This is a genomic window from Wenxinia saemankumensis (genome assembly GCF_900141735.1).
Lineage (GTDB): Bacteria > Pseudomonadota > Alphaproteobacteria > Rhodobacterales > Rhodobacteraceae > Wenxinia > Wenxinia saemankumensis.
Genome location: NZ_FQYO01000004.1, coordinates 151,247 through 167,896 on the forward strand (window position 1 = coordinate 151,247; position 16,650 = coordinate 167,896).

The window sequence follows — 16,650 nt, forward strand, 5'->3', positions numbered from 1 at the left end:
GCGTCGTGCCGGAGTATTTGGGGCAAGATAAGAGCCTTTCGCGGCGTGCGGCGGTCCGGTGCCGGGATCTGGCGCCGGGCATCTGGCGGGTTCCGGTCCTGTCCGGCATCGGCGCGTGCTGATCCGGGCGGCGCCCCGGGAACGACGGCGGCGGGCCCCGATCAGGACCGGTCCGGCGCGCGCAGATAGGCGGCGAGCGCCGGAGGCGGGTCGGCGAGCAGGTCCGCCGTGTCGAACGGGCCGGTGGCGCGGCCCTCGGCCACCAGCACCGTCCGCGCCGCGATGCGGGTCGCGTCTCCGGGATCGTGGCTGACCATGAGGACCAGCCGCTCCGGACCGGCCACGAGTCCGGCCACGAGGTCGAGCATCTCGTCCTTCAGCGCCGGGCCGAGCGCGGCGAAGGCCTCGTCCAGCAGCACGACCGGACGTCCCGACAGCAGCACCCGCGCCAGCGCCGCCCGGCCCTGCTGCCCGCCCGAGAGCTGCGCGGGCCGGTCGCCGCCGCGCCCGGACAGGCCGACGCGGGCGAGCGCGCCCTCGACCCTGTCCCGGTCCTCCGCCGGAAGCCGCAGGCGCGGGCCGAGCGCGAGGCCGACATTCTGCGCCACCGTGAGATGCGGAAAGAGGTTGCCGTCCTGGAACAGGACCGAGACCGGCCGCGCGCCGGGGACGAGCCCCGTCAGGTCCCGCCCGGCCCAACGCACCCGCCCCGCCTGCGGGGCGAGGAAGCCGGCGATCCCCGCCAGCAGCGTCGACTTGCCCCCGCCGGAGGGGCCGATCACGGCCACCGTCCCGCCCGCCTCCAGCGCCAGGTCCGCCTCCAGCCGGAAGCCGCCCTGCGCGAGGGCGAGACGGTCAAGCTCGAGCATGGCGTCCCCCCCGGTCGAAGAGCCAGAACAGGCCGAGCGAGAGCGCCACCAGCAGCAGGCCCGCCCCTGCCGCCGCCTCCATCCGGTAGGCGCCCATCAGGCGGTACATGGCCAGCGGCAGCGTCTCCTGCGCCTCGCCCGCGAAGAGCGCGATGACGCCGAGATCGCCCATCGACAGGGCCGTCGCGAGCCCGGCCGCGAAGCCGAGCGGGGCGCGCAGCCCCGGCAGCAGCAGGATCCGCAGCCGCCGCCAGCCCGTCAGGCCCAGCGAATCGGCGAGCCGGCCGTGCCCGGCCTCGACCTGGGCCACGGCGGGGGCCAGCAGGCCCGCCGCGAAGGGCAGCGACAGCAGCGCGTTGACGATCACCGTGACCGGCAGCGCGACGTCCAGCGGCGAGACGAAGGGGCGGACGATCAGGAACAGCCCCGTCCCGAGGACCAGCGCCGAGACCGCCAGCGGCAGCGCCCCGGCGAGGGCCGCCGCCCGGCCGCCCCGCAGCGCCAGCGCCAGCGCCGCCGCGAGCGCCAGCGCGGTGGAGGCGAGGGCGACCGCGACCGACCGCCCCGCCGCCGCCCAGACCGAGCCCGGCATGTCCGCCAGCCCCGGCAGGCCGCGCGCCGCCACCATCCCGAGCGGCAGCAGCAGGAACCCCGCCGCCAGCGCGATCCACGCCGCGTCGCGGATCCGGGCGGCGCGGCCCCGCGCATCCCAGCGCTCGACCACGCGTCCCGTCCCCGCGCCCCAGGCCGAGGGGATCGCGACCGCCCGGCTCGCCGTCACGGCGGCCAGGCAGAGCGCGACCTGCACCGCCGCCAGGAGTGCGGCCCGCCCCGGCGCGAAGTCGAAGCGCAGCGCCTGGTAGATCGCGAGCTCGACCGTCGTCGCGCGCGGCCCGCCCCCGAGCGTGAGCGCCACGGCGAAGGAGGTCAGGCAGAGCAGGAAGATCAGCAGCCAGGCGCCGGGCGCCGCCGCGCGCAGCATCGGGATCTCGAGCAGCCGCCCCACCGGCGCGTTCAGCGACGCGGCGAGGCGGAACCGCTCGGCCGGGATCGCCTGCCAGCCCTGCAGCAGGATCCGCGTCGCGAGCGGCAGGTTGAAGAAGACATGCGCCAGCACCACGCCCGGCCAGCCGTAGATCGAGACGCGCGGCAGGCCCAGCGCCCCCAGCGCGTCGTTCAGCAGCCCCCCCCGGCCGAACACGGCCAGAAGGCCCAGCACGGCGACGATGACCGGCAGGACGAAGGGCGCGCCCATCAGCGTCACCACCGCCGCGCGCCCCGGAAAGCGCCGGCGTGCCAGGGCGCGCGCCACCGGTACGGCCAGCGCGATCGACAGCGTGGCCGAGAGGGCGGCCTGCCACAGGGTGAAGCGGATCGCCGCCCAGTCGGCGGGAGCGAGCGCGGCGCCCGCCCCCCCGGAAGCGGGGCCGCCCGCCCGCAGTGCCACCGCGCCGAGCGGCAGCAGGACCAGCGCTGAGACGCAGGCCGCCGCCACCGCCCCGGGACAGCGGGGCGGTCCCCTCCGGGCGCGGGGCGGGACGGCCGCGTTCATCGCGGGGTCAGCGGCTGAGCGCCGTCCGCCAGGTGTCCAGCGCGGGGCCGCGCGCGGCCTGCGCCTCGTCCGGCGGCAGCAGCAGCGCCCGGTCCTGCGGAAGCGGCTCGGCGAAGCCCTCCGGCAGGCCGCCCTCGGGCGTCGCGACCGGGAACATCCAGTTCGTCTCGGGGATCGCCGCCTGCGCCGCGTCCTGCGTCAGGAAGGCGAGGAACTCGGCCGCAAGGTCCGGCTGGTCGGTGCCGGCGACGATGCCCGCCACCTCGACCTGCATGTAATGGCCCTCGTCGAAGGTCCAGGCGACCTTGGTCCCGTCCCCCTCGCCGAGGAGGTGGTAGGACGGCGAGGTGGTGTAGGAGAGGACCGCGTCGGCCTCGCCCTCGAGGAACAGGTTGTAGGCCTCGGTCCAGCCCGGGGTGACGGTGACGATGTTGTCGGCGAGCCCCTCCCAGATCTCGCCCGCGCGCTCCCCGTAGGCCGCCTCGACCCAGAGCAGCAGGCCGAGACCGGGGGTGGAGGAGCGGGGATCCTGGATTACGATCGACAGGTCCGATGCCGCCAGCACCTCGAAGGAGGCGGGCGCCTCGGTCCCTTCGTCAGCGACGAAGGCGAAGTAGCCCCAGTCGAAGGGCACGAAATCGGGATCGTCCCAGGCGACCGGCAGCAGGTCCATTTCGGGCGACAGGCCGTGCGGGGCGAAGAGCCCCGTCTCGCGCGCCGCCGCGACCAGCGAGGTGTCGAGGCCGAGGATCACGTCCGCCTCGGTCGAGGGCCCTTCGAGCTGCAGGCGCGAGAGCAGCGCCGCGCCGTCGCCGGCGGCGACGATCCGGAGGTCGCAGCCGCATTCCTCCTCGAAGGCGGCCTCGATCACCGGGCCGGGGCCCCATTCGGTCGGAAAGCTGTCATAGGCGTAGACGACGAGCTGAGGTCGATCCTGCGCGGCGGCGGCGGTGCCGAGCACGCAGAGCGCAAGGGTGGCGGGAAGACGCATGATGCGGGTCCTTTCCTCATTCGGCCCCCGCGCGGCGGGTCGATGGGCGGCTCCCACGACCTTCCCTCCGCCGGTGCTGACCGGTTCAGGTTCGACGGGTTCGCGCGTCGCCGCGCATCTCAGCCCGTTGGGGCACCCCGAGGTGACGGCAGACCTAACATGGGCGGGGCCGTCCGCAAGGGGGATGGATGGTTGCTTGCAGGAATACGCAGGAGCGTTAGACTTCCGCAGGGGAAATCTCGACGCAGGAGGCCAGGATGATCCGGCGTGCTCTCATCGCCCTCGCCATCGCCGCGGCTCCGGCCGCGCCCGCGGGGGCCCAGACGCTGCTCGGCGAGTATTACTCGCTGATCTCGCCCACCGACATGGTCAATTCCAGCGGCGTGCCGCTCCGCGACGCCTGCGCGGTGCTGCAGCAGGACCGCGCGAACTACCACCGGTTCGGCCGCCGCGATCCCGGCGACGGTCCCGATCCCTGGTTCGCCGCGCCGGCCGCGCGGGCCGTTCTCGGCACGAATTGCCGCTTCGCGCCGGGCAACGAATATGTGGGGCAGTACATCGCCAGCGGTCGCACGCGCGCCGTCTGGGTGCAGGTCTACGGCTCGGGCGGCTTCCCGTCCTACGTCGTCGTGCACGAGGGCGCGGGCTGATCTCGCGCCCGTCCTCCGTCGCTCCGCCGGGCGGTGCGCCATTCCGACCAGCCGCGCCTCGGCCGCCGGGTCGATGACCGGCGTCCCGCCCGCGAGGATCCCGGCCCCGGGATCCTCGGACGCCGCGATGTCGAGCCTGCCCTCCGACCTGGCGACGATGGTCGAGACGACGGGCCGCCGGTGATGTTCACCAGCCTGCGGATCACGTCCATCAGCCGCTCGATGCCCGGGATCGGCGCGATCCCCTCGATCGGTCTCGCGCCCCGTCATGGCCTGTCGGTCGAGCCCGGTCGCGGCGCTGTTGCTGCACTTCCTCGAGGCGCCGTCGCCGCCGGGCAGGCCCCCCGCCGCCATCGGGATCATGATCCGGGTGGTCAGGGTCAGTCTCGGCCCCGCGGGGTCCCGGTCGCATCCCGCGCCATCCTGATGCTCCCCGTCCTGCCGCCCGGTCCTGCCACGCCGGCCCGAAAGGTCGAAACCGCTGCGGCGCTCCCCGCGGCGGGGGCCGCGCCGGCCGTCCTCCGCGCGAGTCTGCCCGCCGCGCGGGCCTGTCCGGGCCCCCCGCACGATTGCCGCCCCTCCCCCGACGCGCTATCCCCGGCCCAGCTGCGAAAGGGCCCAGACGATGTCGTTCAACACCTACGGCCACCTCTTCCGCGTCACGACCTGGGGCGAGAGCCACGGACCCGCGCTCGGCGCGACGGTGGACGGCTGCCCGCCCGGGATCGCCCTGACGGAGGCCGACATCCAGCCCTGGCTCGACCGCCGCCGCCCCGGCCAGAACCGCAACACGACGCAGCGGCAGGAGGCCGACCAGGTCGAGATCCTGTCGGGCACGTTCGAGGGGCGGACCACCGGCACGCCGATCCAGCTCATGATCCGCAACACCGACCAGCGGTCGAAGGATTACGGCGAGATCGCCCGGACCTTCCGCCCCGGCCATGCCGACATCACCTATCACCTGAAATACGGGATCCGGGACTATCGCGGCGGCGGCCGCTCCTCCGCCCGCGAGACGGCGGCCCGCGTCGCCGCCGGCGGCGTCGCCCGCGCCGCGCTGGCCGCGCTGGTGCCGGACCTCGCGATCACCGGCTACATGGTCCAGATGGGCCCCCGCGCCATCGACCGCGCCCGGCTCGACCTGGCCGAGGTTCCGCGGAACGACTTCTGGTGCCCCGACGCCGAGACGGCGAAGTTGTGGGAGGACGACCTCCTCGCCCTGCGCAAGGACCACGATTCGGTCGGCGCCATGATCGAGCTGACCATCTCCGGCACACCCCCCGGCCTCGGCGCGCCGGTCTACGGCAAGCTCGACACGGATCTCGCCGCCGCGATGATGAGCATCAACGCGGTGAAGGGCGTCGAGATCGGCGAGGGCATGGCCGCCGCCGCCCTCACGGGGCGCGCCAACGCGGACGAGATCGTCATGGGCGAGGATGGCCCGGGCTACCTCTCCAACCATGCCGGCGGCATCCTGGGCGGCATCTCGACCGGGCAGGACATCGTGCTGCGCTTCGCGGTCAAGCCGACCTCCTCCATCCTTTCCCCCCGCCGCTCGATCACGACGGACGGCGAGCCGACCGAGGTGGTGACGAAGGGCCGGCACGATCCCTGCGTGGGCATCCGCGCGGTGCCGGTGGCCGAGGCGATGGCCGCGTCGGTGATCCTCGACCACCTCCTGCTCGATCGCGGCCAGACCGGCGGCGTCCGCGGCCGGATCGGCTGATCCCCCTCCGGGCGGGCGCCGGGATACCGGCATCGACGCCGCCCGCGCGCACGGGCAGGGGCCCTCCCTGTCCGGAACCAGTGGGCCGGTCCCGCCCCCCGGTCCCGGGGCGACGGCCCGCCCCCGGACACGCCCCCGCCGGACGCACCCCCGCCGCACGCGCCCCGCCGGGAGGCCGGGCCCGCGCTCCCCCCTTCGCAGGGGTCCAAATACCGATCCCCGGCCGCCACGCGCGGCGGGGCCGGGGCGGGGGGCTCGCGCCGCAACCGGTCCCGACAAGGAGCATGCGGGCCGCAGGCCCGCTCCGCTTGATCGGTGGCCCGATCACGCAACCGCTCACGCGACCGATCAGCCATTCAGCAGGACCCGGGGCGCGAAGGACGCCCCGACCGCCCCCCCCCGGAGCGGCGCTCACAGCCCGATGCGCATCCCGTCCCGGCCCGGATGCAGCGGGCCGGCGAAGTGCCGCCGCACCTCCGCCTCCCAGGCGGCGGGCTCGCAGCCCGGCAGCCCCTCCGGCACCAAGTGGGTCAGCGCGAGCGCCCCCACCCCGGCCTCCGCCGCGATCCGGCCGACCTCCCCCGCCTGCGTGTGGGATCGCAGGATATGTGCCTTCAGCCGCGGGTCGGGATGGGCGAGGCCGGCGACCAGCGCATCGACCCCCGCCTCCAGCAGGGCCTCGTGGATCAGCAGGTCCGCGCCGCGGCAGAAGCCGGCCCAGCCCTCGTGCGGGGCAGTGTCGCCGGACAGTACGACCGACCGTCCTGCCCCTTCGATCCGCAGGGCGTAGCTCTCCTCGATGGGGGGATGGTGGTTGCGCCGGGCGGTGATCGCCAGCCCCTCGGGCGCCGCGACGGGGCCCTCCTCCAGCACCTCGATTCCCGCGAGCGGGGCCAGCGGCACGCGGCCCTCGTCGGCGATGCGCAGCTCGATATCGAAGGCCATCGAGGCGAGGAACCCCTCCCAGTAGGCCGAAAGGCCGGGCGGCCCCACCACCCGGACCGGGCGCGTCAGTCCTGCCGTCCAGGCGGTGTGCAGCAGCGGGCCGAGCTCGAGGTAATGGTCCGAATGCAGATGCGTGATCAGGATCAGGTCGATCCCCGTCAGCGGCACGCCCTGGTCGCAGATCGCCCGCGCCGTGCCGAGGCCCGCATCCACCAGCACCGTCCGCCCCGCCAGCCGCAGCAGCACCGAGGAGGGCATGGACGAGCCCGGCCGGATCGCCGGTCCGCCCTTCACGCCCAGCAGCGCGGCCCAGTCCCCGCCCGTGCCGAAGCCGGGGCCGGGGCCGGCCCCGTTCGCCGCGCTCATGCGGGCGCGAGGCCGGCGGGGGCGGCGTCGCCCTCGTCGTCCAGAGGCACGCCGGTCACGTAACCCTCGAGCTCGGCATCCCAGCGCAGCAGCCGCCAGTCCAGCGGATCCACCTCCTCGCCGAGGCCCATGAAGCCGCCATGGCCGATCATCACGGCGAGGATCTTCCAGTCGACCACGTCGAAATGGATGTCCTCGATCTGGCCGAGGCGCTCACCCTCCGGGCCGAAGACATTGGCCCCCATGATGCCCGCGGCCGTGCTCGGTTCGTCCATCGCGTCACTCCTTCGTGGTCTGCCCGCCCCGAGACTGCAGGAGGGCGAGATAGTCGCGCAACAGCGCGACGCGTCTCGGCCGGAACGTCCGGGCGGCCGGTTCGATCCGCCGGCAGCGGTCGAGCCGGAACATGCGGAACTCCTCGCGCAGGCAGCACCAGGCGAGCAGCATCAGCGCATGGTCCAGATGCACCACCTGCAGCGGCAGGACCTGCCGCTCGGTCTCGCGCCCCTCCCGGTCGGCATAGGCGAGGTCCAGCGCGCGCTCGTCCCAGATCGCCGCGAGGACCGGGCGCAGATCGCCCTCCGCCGCAGGGGGGCGGGACCAGCGGCGCACCATCAGCCCCGTCGCCGCAGCCTCGCGCCGCTGCCGGTCCGGCAGGCGGGCGACGAGCTTGGCCGCCGCCTGCTCGGCCGCGTGGGCAAGAGAGGCATCCCCCAGCGCCTGCACCTCGGCGAGGCCGAGCAGCACGGCCTCCAGCTCCATCCTGTCGAAGCTCTGCGGCGGCAGGGCCGGATCCTCGGTCAGGGTGTAGCCGTAGCCCGCCGCCCCCTCGATCCGCGCGCCGCTCGCCCGCAGGGCCCCGATGTCGCGGTAGATCGTGCGGGGGGTCACTCCCAGCGCCTCGGCCAGGCGGGTCGCGCGCACCGGCGGGCGCATCGCCCGCAGCGCCTGCATCAGCGACAGCAGCCGTTCCGCGCGGGACATCGCCTCCTCCTGACAAGTCCTGACAGGGCGGCAGGATACGAAACTCGCAGACCAGCACAAGGAGACACGCCATGCTGACCTTCTTCCACGCGCCGAGATCCCGCTCCTCCCGCATCCGCACCCTTCTCACCGAGATGGACCTGAACGACCGGGTGGAGACGCGGATCGTCTCGATCCCCCGGCAGGAGGGCAGCGGCGGCCCCGACGACGCCAACCCCCATCCGGACCGGAAGGTGCCCGCGCTGATCCATGACGGGGCGCTCGTGACCGAGACCTCGGCAATCATGCTCTATCTCACCGATCTCTTTCCCGAGGCGGGTCTCGGCGCACCCATTGGAGACCCGAAACGGGCGGAGTTCCTCACCTGGCTGGCCTGGTACGGCGACGTGATGGAGCCGGTGATCATCGCGCAGGCCGCCGGCCTCGATCACCCGATCCTGCGGGCGACATTCCGCGGCCCGGCCGAGATGACGGCCCGGCTCGAGGCGGCTTTGGCCCGCGGGCCGTGGCTGCTGGGCGATAGGTACAGCGCCGCCGACCTGCTCTGCGCCTCGCCCTTCCTGTGGTTCCCGGACGCGACGCCGGACAGCCCCGCGATCCGGGACTGGGTCGCGCGGATCGGCGCCCGGCCCGCCTATCGCCGCACGGCCGAGATGGACGAGGCCGACCTGCCGTCGGTCACCGCCTGAGGAGTCAGGCGCGGGCGGCGCGGTCCGCCCGCCCCGCCCGCGCCATCTGCACGGCGAGGATGCCGGCCCCGATCACCGCGACGCCCAGCGCGTCGAGCGGGCCCAGCGCCTCGCCCAGCAGCGCCGCCGCGATGGCGACGCCGAGGAACGGGTTGAGGAAGTGGAAGGTCGCCGCCTTCACCGCGCCGATCCGGTTCACCAGGACGAACCAGACCACCGTGGCCAGCAGGCCCGGCACCAGCGTCGTGTAGACGAAGGCGAGGATCAGCGAGGTCGACCACTCGACGCTCGCCCCCCGCTCGAAGGCGGCGGCGGCGACGGCCAGCGCGGCGGCCCCGACCAGCATCTGCAGCCCGACGATCATCAGCACGTTGCCGCTGGAACTGGCCTCGCGCACCGACAGCGTCGCCACGGTGAGCGAGATCACCCCCGCCACGCAGAGCGCGAGCCCCGTGACGTCCACCCCGCCGGTCAGCCGCGCGCCCATGATGATGGCGACCCCGACGATCCCGGCGAACAATCCCGCGATGGCCAGGGGGCGCGGCCGCTCGCCGAAGACCAGCCACCCGGCCAGCGCGACGAGGAGCGGCATGGTCGAGGCGACGATGGCCGCGAGCGAGGCGGGGATCGTCTGCATCGCGACGAAGTTCAGCCCCAGATAGAGCGCGTTCTGGCACAGGCCGAAGATCGCGACCGCCCGCCATTGCCGGCGTGTCAGCCGCGCGCTCTGGCCCAGCGCCTTCGCCACCAGGATGCCGAGCAGGCCCGAGATCAGGAACCGCAGCGCCAGCGCCGAGAGCGGCGGGGCCTGCGCCACCACGATCCGCGCCGAGGTGAAGGCCGAGGACCACATCACGGCGAAGGCGAAGCCCATGGCGAGGGCGCGGATGTCCATGGCTGCCTCCGTGAGCGCGAACGTCGCGCGGACCCTCGCGCCACGCCGCCCGGGCCGCAAGGGCCGGGGCCGGGAAATCGGCTCGCCTCTGCGCGGAAGGGGTGGCAGCCCCCCGCCCGGCGCAGACCTCGCCACCGGTCGTCGCCCCGGATGGCCGGCGGGCCGCCCTTCCCCGGTATCGAAACCGCCGCCCACGTCGCCCCGGAGGGGCGGCGCCGCTGCCCTGCCGCCCGGTGCCCTGCCGGGGCCGTCCGCACCGCCGGTCGGTGCGCGAGGGCCGGGCGGTGCCTGCCGCGATGCAGGACGGATCCGGCACGAAAAAGGGCCGCCCCGCGCTGATCGCCGGGCGGCCCCTGACATGCTCGGCCGGGCCCGATCGCCCGGCGCGCGACGCTTACTCGTTCACGCTGTCCTTCAGCGCCTTGGCCACGGTGATCTTCACCACCTTGTCGGCCTCTTTCTTGATCTGCTCGCCGGTGGCGGGATTGCGCACCATGCGCTCGGGACGCTCGCGGCAGTAGATCTTGCCGATCCCCGGAAGCGTCACCGCGCCACCGCCCGAAACCTCGCCCGTGATGATGTCCGTCAGCGCATCGAGATGCTCGCCCGCCGTCTTCTTGTCGGCGCCGGTCTTCTCGGCCAGCGCGGAAACGAGCTGGGCCTTGGTCATGGGTTTCGCAGCCATGGAAATGTCTCTCCTCTGAGGCCCCGTTTGATCGGGGCGTTCTCTCCGCTCCCTGCGGACGGGTGCCCTACCACGACAACGAAAACGGGATCGATGCAAGAGCGAATCCCATGTTTTGCTGGGTCTGGCCCCGCCCGACCCCCGATCCTGCGCGGGTTCCGGTCCCGCCCGGGCCCCGCCCGAGCCCCCTCCGAGCCCCGATCAGAGGAACGCGGTCTCCTCGAAGGAGCGCAACTTCCGGCTGTGGATGCGCTCCAGCGGCATCTCGCGAAGCAGCTCCATCGCGCGCACGCCGATCATCAGGTGGCGCGCCACCTGCGTCTTGTAGAAGTCCGACGCCATGCCCGGCAGCTTGAGTTCGCCGTGCAGCGGCTTGTCGCTGACGCAGAGCAGCGTGCCGTAGGGCACGCGGAAGCGGTAGCCGTTCGCGGCGATCGTCGCGCTTTCCATGTCGAGCGCGATGGCCCGGCTCTGCGACAGCCGCTGCACCGGCCCCGACTGGTCGCGCAGCTCCCAGTTCCGGTTGTCGAGCGTCGCGACCGTGCCGGTCCGCATGATCCGCTTGAGCTCGTAGCCCTGCAGCTCGGTCACGTCGGCCACCGCGTCCTCGAGCGCGACCTGAATCTCGGCCAGGGCGGGAATCGGCACCCAGACCGGCAGGTCGTCGTCCAGCACCTTGTCCTCGCGCAGATAGGCGTGGGCGAGGACGAAATCGCCCAGCCGCTGGCTGTTCCGCAGACCCGCGCAATGCCCGACCATCATCCAGGCATGCGGGCGCAGCACGGCGATGTGGTCCGTCGCCGTCTTGGCGTTGGACGGGCCGACGCCGATGTTCACCAGCGTCACGCCCGCGCCGTTCTCGCGCTTGAGGTGGTAGGACGGCATCTGCGGCAGCTTCGCCGGGCTCGGCATCGGCTGGTCGGGGGCCGTGATCTCGACGTTCCCAGGCCCAACGAAGGCGGTGTAGCCGCTGCCCGGATCGGCGAGGACGTGGCGGGCATAGGCCTCGAACTCCTCGACGTAGAACTGGTAGTTCGTGAAGAGGACGTGGTTCTGGAAATGGTCGGCCCGGGTCGCCGTGTAATGCGACAGCCGGGCGAGCGAGTAGTCCACGCGCTGCGCGGTGAACGGGGCCAGCGGCTCGGCCCCGTCGGGATAGCGGAAGCCGCGCCCGTTGACGATGTCGTCGTGCGTCGTCGTCAGGTCCGGCACGTCGAACACGTCGCGCAGCGGGAACGACATTGCCCCCTCCTGCGGCACGGTCACAGCGGAATCGTTCTGGACCGCGAAATGCACCGGCATCGGCGTGTCGCTGACCCCGATCGTCACCGGCAGCCCGTGGTTGCGGATCAGCAGATGGATCTGCTGCTCGAGATAGGCGGCAAAGAGGTCCGGCCGGGTGATCGTCGTGGCATAGGTGCCCGGCGTGGTCACGTGGCCGAAGGAGAGCCGCGAATCGATCGGCGCGTAGGTCGTCGTCGAGAAGCGGATCTCGGGGTAGAAGGCGCGGCAGCGCGCGTCGGGTGCGCCGTTGGCGATCGCGTCGGCGAAGCTCTCCTCGAGGAACGACACCGCGGAGTCGTAGAGATCGCAGAGCCGCCGGACCGCCGCCGCCGCGTCGGTGAACTCCTCGGGCGCGGGACTGTCCGGCGTGCGGACGCGGGCCCGCGGCTCCAGCGGGGTTCCGTCCGCGCTCATTTCCGGCCCCCGCGGAGGCCGGACCGATGCGGGAGGGGGGCGTGCGGGGGACTGGCGGGTCTTCTCGACATGATCCGATGTCGCACGGATTGCGTGACGCGTTCAAGACGGCGGGAGGAGGCGCGCGGCGCAGGAACCCCGGGGGGCGCGCGGCGTTCTGCGGTCATGCCCCCGCCCGGTCTCACATATTATCCCGATACCCGCCCCGGCATCTCGCGCCGGCGGGCGGGGCGCGGCTGGTCCTACCGGGCGCCCGACGGCACCACGATCGACGACCGCGAGGAGCGGCGGCGGATCGCCGCGCTCGCCGTGCCGCCGGCCTACGAGAAGGTCTGGATCAGCCCCCGCGCCGACGGCCACCTGCAGGCCACGGGCTACGATGCCCGCGCCCGCAAGCAGTACCGCTACCACCCCGGCTTCCGCGAGTTCCAGGAGGCGAAGAAGTACGACCAGCTCGCCGCCTTCGGCGCCGCGCTGCCGCGCATCCGCCGCCGCGTGGCCGAGGACCTGCGGGGCGAGGCGGGCGAGCGCGACTTCGCCATCGCCGCGGTGATCGCGCTGATCGACCAGGCCGCGATCCGCGTCGGCCATGCCGATTACACGGTCGAGAACCGGACCTACGGCGCCACGACCCTGACCCGCCGCCACTTGCGGCTCGGCGCCGGGGCGCTGCGGCTGAAGTTCAAGGGCAAGGGCGGCAAGCCCGTCGACACCGTGCTGAAATCGAGGACGCTCGAGCGGGTCTTCGGCCAGCTGCACGACCTGCCGGGCCGCGAGCTGATCTCGTGGATCGACGACGAGGGCACGCCGCACGCCGTCCATTCGGGCGAGGTGAATGCCCGCCTGTCCGAGATCGTCGAGAGCCCCGGCATCACCGCCAAGACGTTCCGCACCTGGGCCGGCAGCGAGGCCGCGCTCGACGCCGCCCTGTCGGCCGAGCGGCTGACGATCCGCGCGCTGTCCGAAGCGGCAGCCGCGCGCCTCAGCAACACGCCCACCATCGCGCGCAACAGCTACATCCACCCGGCCGTGATCGCGCTGGCCGAGGAGGGCGGCGACCTCCACCGGCTGACCGAGGATCTGCCCGACACGCGCGGCCTGCGGAAGACCGAGCGGGCGCTGCTGCGGCTGATCTCCTGACGGCAGAGGCCCCGGGGCGGACCGGAGCTGCACCCCGGGGCCTCGGCGATGGTGGGTGCGCATCGACGCCGGACCGGTGCGAGGGTGGGGCCGAGCCATCCTGCGACCGGGCGGGCTGATCCGGTTTTCCCCCCGGGCATCCCGGAACAGGGCGAGAGGCCCGGGCGGGGCGGGTCGCTCCAGCCGGACCCGCCCCGACGGTCTGCGGGCGGAAGCGCCCCGTAGGGTGGGTTGCACCCACCCGCACCCGCGCCACCGCCGCACGATCCCGCCGCCGAGCCTCCCCCCGGCGACTGCCCTGCAACGTGGCTTGCCTCCCCACGGGGCTGCCGGAACCACCCGCACCGCCGCCCCGCCCCAACGGGCGATCGCCGCGACGACCACCCCCGTCTGCGGGGCACCCGCACGCATGCGCCCGGACCCACGCCCCCCGGACCGCTCCTTCCCCGCCCACGCGCTCGGCCCCATGTCCCGCCCGGTCTTGCCCCTCACGCCGGGGCGGCCCATGTGGGGCGGCATGTCCGACCCCCGCCTTCTCGTCCTCGGCCACGGCTACTCCGCCGCCGCCCTCGCCCGCCGCCTCCTGCCCCGGGGCTGGACGGTCACCGGCACCACCCGCAGCGCGGACCGGGCGGAGGGCATCGCGCGCACCGGCGTGGCCCCCCTCGTCTGGCCGGGCGCGGACATCCGCCCCGCGCTGGACGCGGCGACCCACCTGCTGATCTCGGCCGGGCCCGAGGACGGCGCCGATCCCGTGCTGGCGCGGCTGGGCGACGAGCTGCGGGGACGGCGCTTCGACTGGACGGGCTATCTCTCCACGACCGGGGTCTACGGCGACCACGGCGGCGGCTGGGTCGACGAGGACACGCCCCTGGCCCCTTCCACGAGGCGCGGTCGGGAACGGGTGGCCGCCGAGGCCGCCTGGGCGGCCACCGGTCTCGCCCCCCACGTCTTCCGCCTGGCCGGGATCTACGGGCCCGGCCGCGGTCCCTTCACCAAGGTGCGGGAGGGCAAGGCGCGGCGGATCGTGAAGGCGGGGCAGGTCTTCAGCCGGATCCATGTCGACGACATCGCCCAGGTGCTGGAGGCGTCGATCGCCCGCCCCGCCCCGGGCCGTGCCTACAATGTCTGCGACGACGACCCCGCCCCCCCGCAGGAGGTGATCGCCCATGCCGCGCGCCTGCTCGGCCTGCCGGTGCCCCCGGCCGTGCCCTTCGAGGAGGCCGAGATGTCGCCGATGGCCCGGTCCTTCTACGCCGAATCGAAGCGTGTGCGGAACGACCGGATCAAGGACGAGCTGGGCGTCCGGCTGCTCTACCCGGACTACCGCGCAGGCCTGGCGGCGCTGCTGGCGGAGGAGACCGGAGGGCGCTGACCGGAATGGGGACCGGGGACGCCCGGCCGCCGCCGGAGGCTGGCAGGGGGCTCCGCCCCCTCGGCGCTGCGCGCCTCACCCCCGGAGTATTTCAGGCAAGATAAGGGGGCGGCCGGGGCGCATCGCGAGGGAAAGATGGGGTCCGCCGGGTTCAGGCGCGCCGGTTCAGCACCTCGACCCCCATCACCTCAAGCACCTTGCGCTCGATGTCGGCGGCGTTGAGGCCGGCGGCGTCGTACATCTCGCGCGGGGCGGCGTGGTCGAGGAACGCGTCGGGCAGCACCATCGAGCGGAACCTGATCCCGCCGTCGAACACCCCCTCCTCCGCCAGCAGCTGCGCGACATGGCTGCCGAAGCCGCCGACCGCGCCTTCCTCCAGCGTGATCAGCGCGTCATGGGTCCGCGCGAGCCGCAGGATCAGGTCGCGGTCCAGCGGCTTGGCGAAGCGGGCATCGGCGAGCGTCGGGGTGATGCCCCGCGCCTCCAGCGCCTCGCAGGCCGCCTGCGCCTCGGCCAGCCGCGTGCCGAAGGAGAGGAGCGCGACGCCCCTGCCCTCGCGCACCAGGCGGCCCCTGCCGATCTCGAGCGGCTGCGGATCGGCCGGCATCTCGACGCCGACACCTTCCCCGCGAGGAAAGCGGAAGGCGATGGGGCCCCCGTCATGCGCGGCGGCGGTGGCCACCATCCGCACCAGCTCCGCCTCGTCGGCGGCGGCCATCACGACCATGCCCGGCAGGTTCGTCAGGTAGGCGATGTCGTAGGCCCCGGCATGGGTCGCGCCGTCCTGCCCGACCAGTCCCGCCCGGTCGATCGCGAAGCGGACCGGCAATCCCTGCAGGGCCACGTCGTGCACCACCTGGTCGTAGCCGCGCTGCAGGAAGGTGGAGTAGATCGCGCAGAACGGCTTCATCCCGCCCGCCGCCATCCCCGCGGCGAAGGTGACGGCATGCTGCTCGGCGATGCCGACATCGAAGCAGCGCGGGGCGAAGCGTTCGGCAAAGGACTTCAGTCCCGTCCCGTCCGGCATGGCCGCCGTCACCGCGACGATGCGGGGATCCTTCTCGGCCTGGGCGATCAGGCTCTTGGCGAAGACCGAGGTATAGGAGGGCGCGTTCGACTTCGCCTTCTTCTGCGTCCCGGTGACCACGTCGAACTTGCCGGTGGCATGGCCCTTGTCGGCGGCCCCCTCGGCGGGGGCGTAGCCCTTGCCCTTCTTCGTGATGGCGTGGATCAGGATCGGCCCGGTCGCGCGCGACCGCACCTGCCGCAGGACGCCCAGCAGGACCTCCATGTCGTGCCCGTCGATGGGCCCGAGATAGCTGAACCCCAGCTCCTCGAAGAGCTGGCCACCCACCGTCACATGCTTCAGCAGATCGCGCGCCCGCTTCGCCCCCTCCTGCAGCGGCGCGGGCAGGAGCGAGACCGCGCCCTTGGCGGCCGCCTTCAGCTCCTGGAAGGGCGCGCCGGCATAGAGCCGCGAGAGGTAGGACGACATCGCCCCGACCGGGGGCGCGATGCTCATCTCGTTGTCGTTGAGGATGACGATCAGCCGCTTGCCCAGATGCCCGGCATTGTTCAGCGCCTCGTAGGCCATGCCCGCCGAGAGCGCGCCGTCCCCGATCACCGCGATCGCGTCGCCCAGCCCGGTCTCGCACTGCCCGCCGAGGTCGCGCGCGACGGCGAAGCCGAGCGCGGCGGAGATGGAGGTTGAAGAATGGGCGGCCCCGAAGGGATCGTAGGGACTTTCCGTGCGCTTGGTGAAGCCCGACAGCCCGTCCTTCTGCCGCAGCGTGCGGATCCGGTCGCGCCGTCCGGTCAGGATCTTGTGCGGATAGGTCTGGTGGCTGACGTCCCAGACGAGCTTGTCCTTGGGCGTGTCGAACACGGCATGCAGCGCCACGGTCAGCTCCACCACGCCGAGACCCGCGCCCAGATGGCCGCCGGTCTCGCTCACCGCGCTGATCGTCTCGGCCCGCAGCTCGTCCGCGACCCGCTCCAGCTCCTCGTCGCTCATGTGCCGCAGATCGGCGGGGGAGCGGACACGGTCCAGCGTCGGCGTCTTGGGTCGATCGGTCATGCGGCTCC

General features: G+C 73.6%; 15 protein-coding genes and 1 riboswitch. Of the genes, 5 read left to right on the forward strand and 10 right to left on the reverse strand.

The window, feature by feature from the left end:
• Nucleotides 1-161 precede the first annotated feature (161 nt).
• Genes BUE30_RS11820 through BUE30_RS11830 form a run of 3 tightly spaced genes read right to left on the reverse strand, consistent with a single transcriptional unit; the run spans nt 162 to nt 3,412 of the window.
• Nucleotides 162-869, reverse strand: a complete 708-nt coding sequence (locus BUE30_RS11820; protein WP_073330724.1) for a thiamine ABC transporter ATP-binding protein — start codon at nt 867-869, stop codon at nt 162-164.
• Nucleotides 856-2,421: an ABC transporter permease family protein gene (locus BUE30_RS11825; RefSeq protein ID WP_073330727.1), complete on the reverse strand. Its 1,566-nt coding sequence runs from the start codon at nt 2,419-2,421 to the stop codon at nt 856-858. The genes BUE30_RS11820 and BUE30_RS11825 overlap by 14 nt, the downstream gene beginning before the upstream one ends.
• A 7-nt stretch (nt 2,422-2,428) precedes the next feature.
• Nucleotides 2,429-3,412 (reverse strand): thiamine ABC transporter substrate-binding protein, encoded by a 984-nt coding sequence (locus BUE30_RS11830; protein WP_073330730.1) that lies wholly within the window; start codon nt 3,410-3,412, stop codon nt 2,429-2,431.
• Between the two features lie 45 nt (nt 3,413-3,457).
• Nucleotides 3,458-3,562: riboswitch (TPP riboswitch) on the reverse strand.
• A 107-nt stretch (nt 3,563-3,669) separates the two neighbouring features.
• Between BUE30_RS11830 and BUE30_RS11835 the strand changes: the two genes are divergently transcribed.
• Both BUE30_RS11835 and aroC read left to right on the forward strand, forming a co-directional pair.
• Nucleotides 3,670-4,062, forward strand: coding sequence for a hypothetical protein (locus tag BUE30_RS11835; RefSeq protein WP_073330733.1), 393 nt, complete (start codon nt 3,670-3,672; stop codon nt 4,060-4,062).
• Between the two features lie 625 nt (nt 4,063-4,687).
• The gene (gene aroC, locus BUE30_RS11840; RefSeq protein ID WP_073330736.1) at nt 4,688-5,788 is read left to right on the forward strand and encodes a chorismate synthase; all 1,101 of its coding nucleotides are present in this window, start codon (nt 4,688-4,690) and stop codon (nt 5,786-5,788) included.
• A 411-nt stretch (nt 5,789-6,199) separates the two neighbouring features.
• On the opposite strand, the gene BUE30_RS11845 is transcribed toward aroC, so the two are convergent.
• From BUE30_RS11845 to BUE30_RS11855, 3 genes are read right to left on the reverse strand one after another with little or no spacing between them, the layout of a single operon-like run.
• On the reverse strand, nt 6,200-7,099 hold the full coding sequence (locus BUE30_RS11845; RefSeq protein ID WP_083601367.1) for an MBL fold metallo-hydrolase: 900 nt from the start codon (nt 7,097-7,099) through the stop codon (nt 6,200-6,202).
• Nucleotides 7,096-7,374: a PRC-barrel domain-containing protein gene (locus tag BUE30_RS11850; protein ID WP_073330739.1), complete on the reverse strand. Its 279-nt coding sequence runs from the start codon at nt 7,372-7,374 to the stop codon at nt 7,096-7,098. Before BUE30_RS11850 ends, BUE30_RS11845 begins: the two co-directional genes overlap by 4 nt.
• 4 nt (nt 7,375-7,378) lie before the next feature.
• Complete coding sequence (locus BUE30_RS11855) at nt 7,379-8,083, reverse strand: helix-turn-helix transcriptional regulator (RefSeq protein ID WP_073330742.1); 705 nt, start codon at nt 8,081-8,083, stop codon at nt 7,379-7,381.
• A gap of 71 nt (nt 8,084-8,154) precedes the next feature.
• On the opposite strand from BUE30_RS11855, the gene BUE30_RS11860 reads away from it, so the two are divergent.
• Nucleotides 8,155-8,772 (forward strand): glutathione S-transferase family protein, encoded by a 618-nt coding sequence (locus tag BUE30_RS11860; protein WP_073330745.1) that lies wholly within the window; start codon nt 8,155-8,157, stop codon nt 8,770-8,772.
• A gap of 4 nt (nt 8,773-8,776) precedes the next feature.
• On the opposite strand, the gene BUE30_RS11865 is transcribed toward BUE30_RS11860, so the two are convergent.
• From BUE30_RS11865 to BUE30_RS11875, 3 genes are all read right to left on the reverse strand, one after another.
• Nucleotides 8,777-9,667: a DMT family transporter gene (locus tag BUE30_RS11865; protein ID WP_073330748.1), complete on the reverse strand. Its 891-nt coding sequence runs from the start codon at nt 9,665-9,667 to the stop codon at nt 8,777-8,779.
• A gap of 394 nt (nt 9,668-10,061) precedes the next feature.
• A complete protein-coding gene (locus BUE30_RS11870) occupies nt 10,062-10,352 on the reverse strand; it encodes an HU family DNA-binding protein (RefSeq protein ID WP_073330752.1) in 291 nt (96 codons plus the stop codon).
• A 201-nt stretch (nt 10,353-10,553) separates the two neighbouring features.
• A complete protein-coding gene (locus BUE30_RS11875; RefSeq protein WP_073330755.1) occupies nt 10,554-12,050 on the reverse strand; it encodes an AMP nucleosidase in 1,497 nt (498 codons plus the stop codon).
• A gap of 165 nt (nt 12,051-12,215) precedes the next feature.
• Between BUE30_RS11875 and BUE30_RS11880 the strand changes: the two genes are divergently transcribed.
• Together BUE30_RS11880 and BUE30_RS11885 are read left to right on the forward strand one after the other, a co-directional pair.
• On the forward strand, nt 12,216-13,190 hold the full coding sequence (locus tag BUE30_RS11880; protein ID WP_073330758.1) for a DNA topoisomerase IB: 975 nt from the start codon (nt 12,216-12,218) through the stop codon (nt 13,188-13,190).
• 517 nt (nt 13,191-13,707) lie between these two features.
• Entirely contained in the window at nt 13,708-14,565 is an 858-nt protein-coding gene (locus BUE30_RS11885; RefSeq protein WP_073331830.1) for an SDR family oxidoreductase, read from the forward strand.
• A gap of 151 nt (nt 14,566-14,716) precedes the next feature.
• Here the strand turns inward: BUE30_RS11885 and dxs are convergent, their stop codons facing one another.
• A complete protein-coding gene (gene dxs, locus BUE30_RS11890; RefSeq protein WP_073330761.1) occupies nt 14,717-16,642 on the reverse strand; it encodes a 1-deoxy-D-xylulose-5-phosphate synthase in 1,926 nt (641 codons plus the stop codon).
• Nucleotides 16,643-16,650: the final 8 nt, after the last annotated feature.

Bases quoted from the DNA above. Each gene is read 5' to 3' on its own strand.
- BUE30_RS11865 (WP_073330748.1), bottom strand. From the start codon at position 9,667: ATGGACATCCGCGCCCTCGCCATGGGCTTCGCCTTCGCCGTGATGTGG.
- BUE30_RS11850 (WP_073330739.1), bottom strand. From the start codon at position 7,374: ATGGACGAACCGAGCACGGCCGCGGGCATCATGGGGGCCAATGTCTTC.
- BUE30_RS11845 (WP_083601367.1), bottom strand. From the start codon at position 7,099: ATGAGCGCGGCGAACGGGGCCGGCCCCGGCCCCGGCTTCGGCACGGGC.
- BUE30_RS11885 (WP_073331830.1), top strand. From the start codon at position 13,708: ATGTCCGACCCCCGCCTTCTCGTCCTCGGCCACGGCTACTCCGCCGCC.
- BUE30_RS11825 (WP_073330727.1), bottom strand. From the start codon at position 2,421: ATGAACGCGGCCGTCCCGCCCCGCGCCCGGAGGGGACCGCCCCGCTGT.
- BUE30_RS11880 (WP_073330758.1), top strand. From the start codon at position 12,216: ATGCCCCCGCCCGGTCTCACATATTATCCCGATACCCGCCCCGGCATC.
- dxs (WP_073330761.1), bottom strand. From the start codon at position 16,642: ATGACCGATCGACCCAAGACGCCGACGCTGGACCGTGTCCGCTCCCCC.
- BUE30_RS11835 (WP_073330733.1), top strand. From the start codon at position 3,670: ATGATCCGGCGTGCTCTCATCGCCCTCGCCATCGCCGCGGCTCCGGCC.
- BUE30_RS11830 (WP_073330730.1), bottom strand. From the start codon at position 3,412: ATGCGTCTTCCCGCCACCCTTGCGCTCTGCGTGCTCGGCACCGCCGCC.
- BUE30_RS11855 (WP_073330742.1), bottom strand. From the start codon at position 8,083: ATGTCCCGCGCGGAACGGCTGCTGTCGCTGATGCAGGCGCTGCGGGCG.
- BUE30_RS11860 (WP_073330745.1), top strand. From the start codon at position 8,155: ATGCTGACCTTCTTCCACGCGCCGAGATCCCGCTCCTCCCGCATCCGC.
- BUE30_RS11820 (WP_073330724.1), bottom strand. From the start codon at position 869: ATGCTCGAGCTTGACCGTCTCGCCCTCGCGCAGGGCGGCTTCCGGCTG.
- BUE30_RS11870 (WP_073330752.1), bottom strand. From the start codon at position 10,352: ATGGCTGCGAAACCCATGACCAAGGCCCAGCTCGTTTCCGCGCTGGCC.
- BUE30_RS11875 (WP_073330755.1), bottom strand. From the start codon at position 12,050: ATGAGCGCGGACGGAACCCCGCTGGAGCCGCGGGCCCGCGTCCGCACG.
- aroC (WP_073330736.1), top strand. From the start codon at position 4,688: ATGTCGTTCAACACCTACGGCCACCTCTTCCGCGTCACGACCTGGGGC.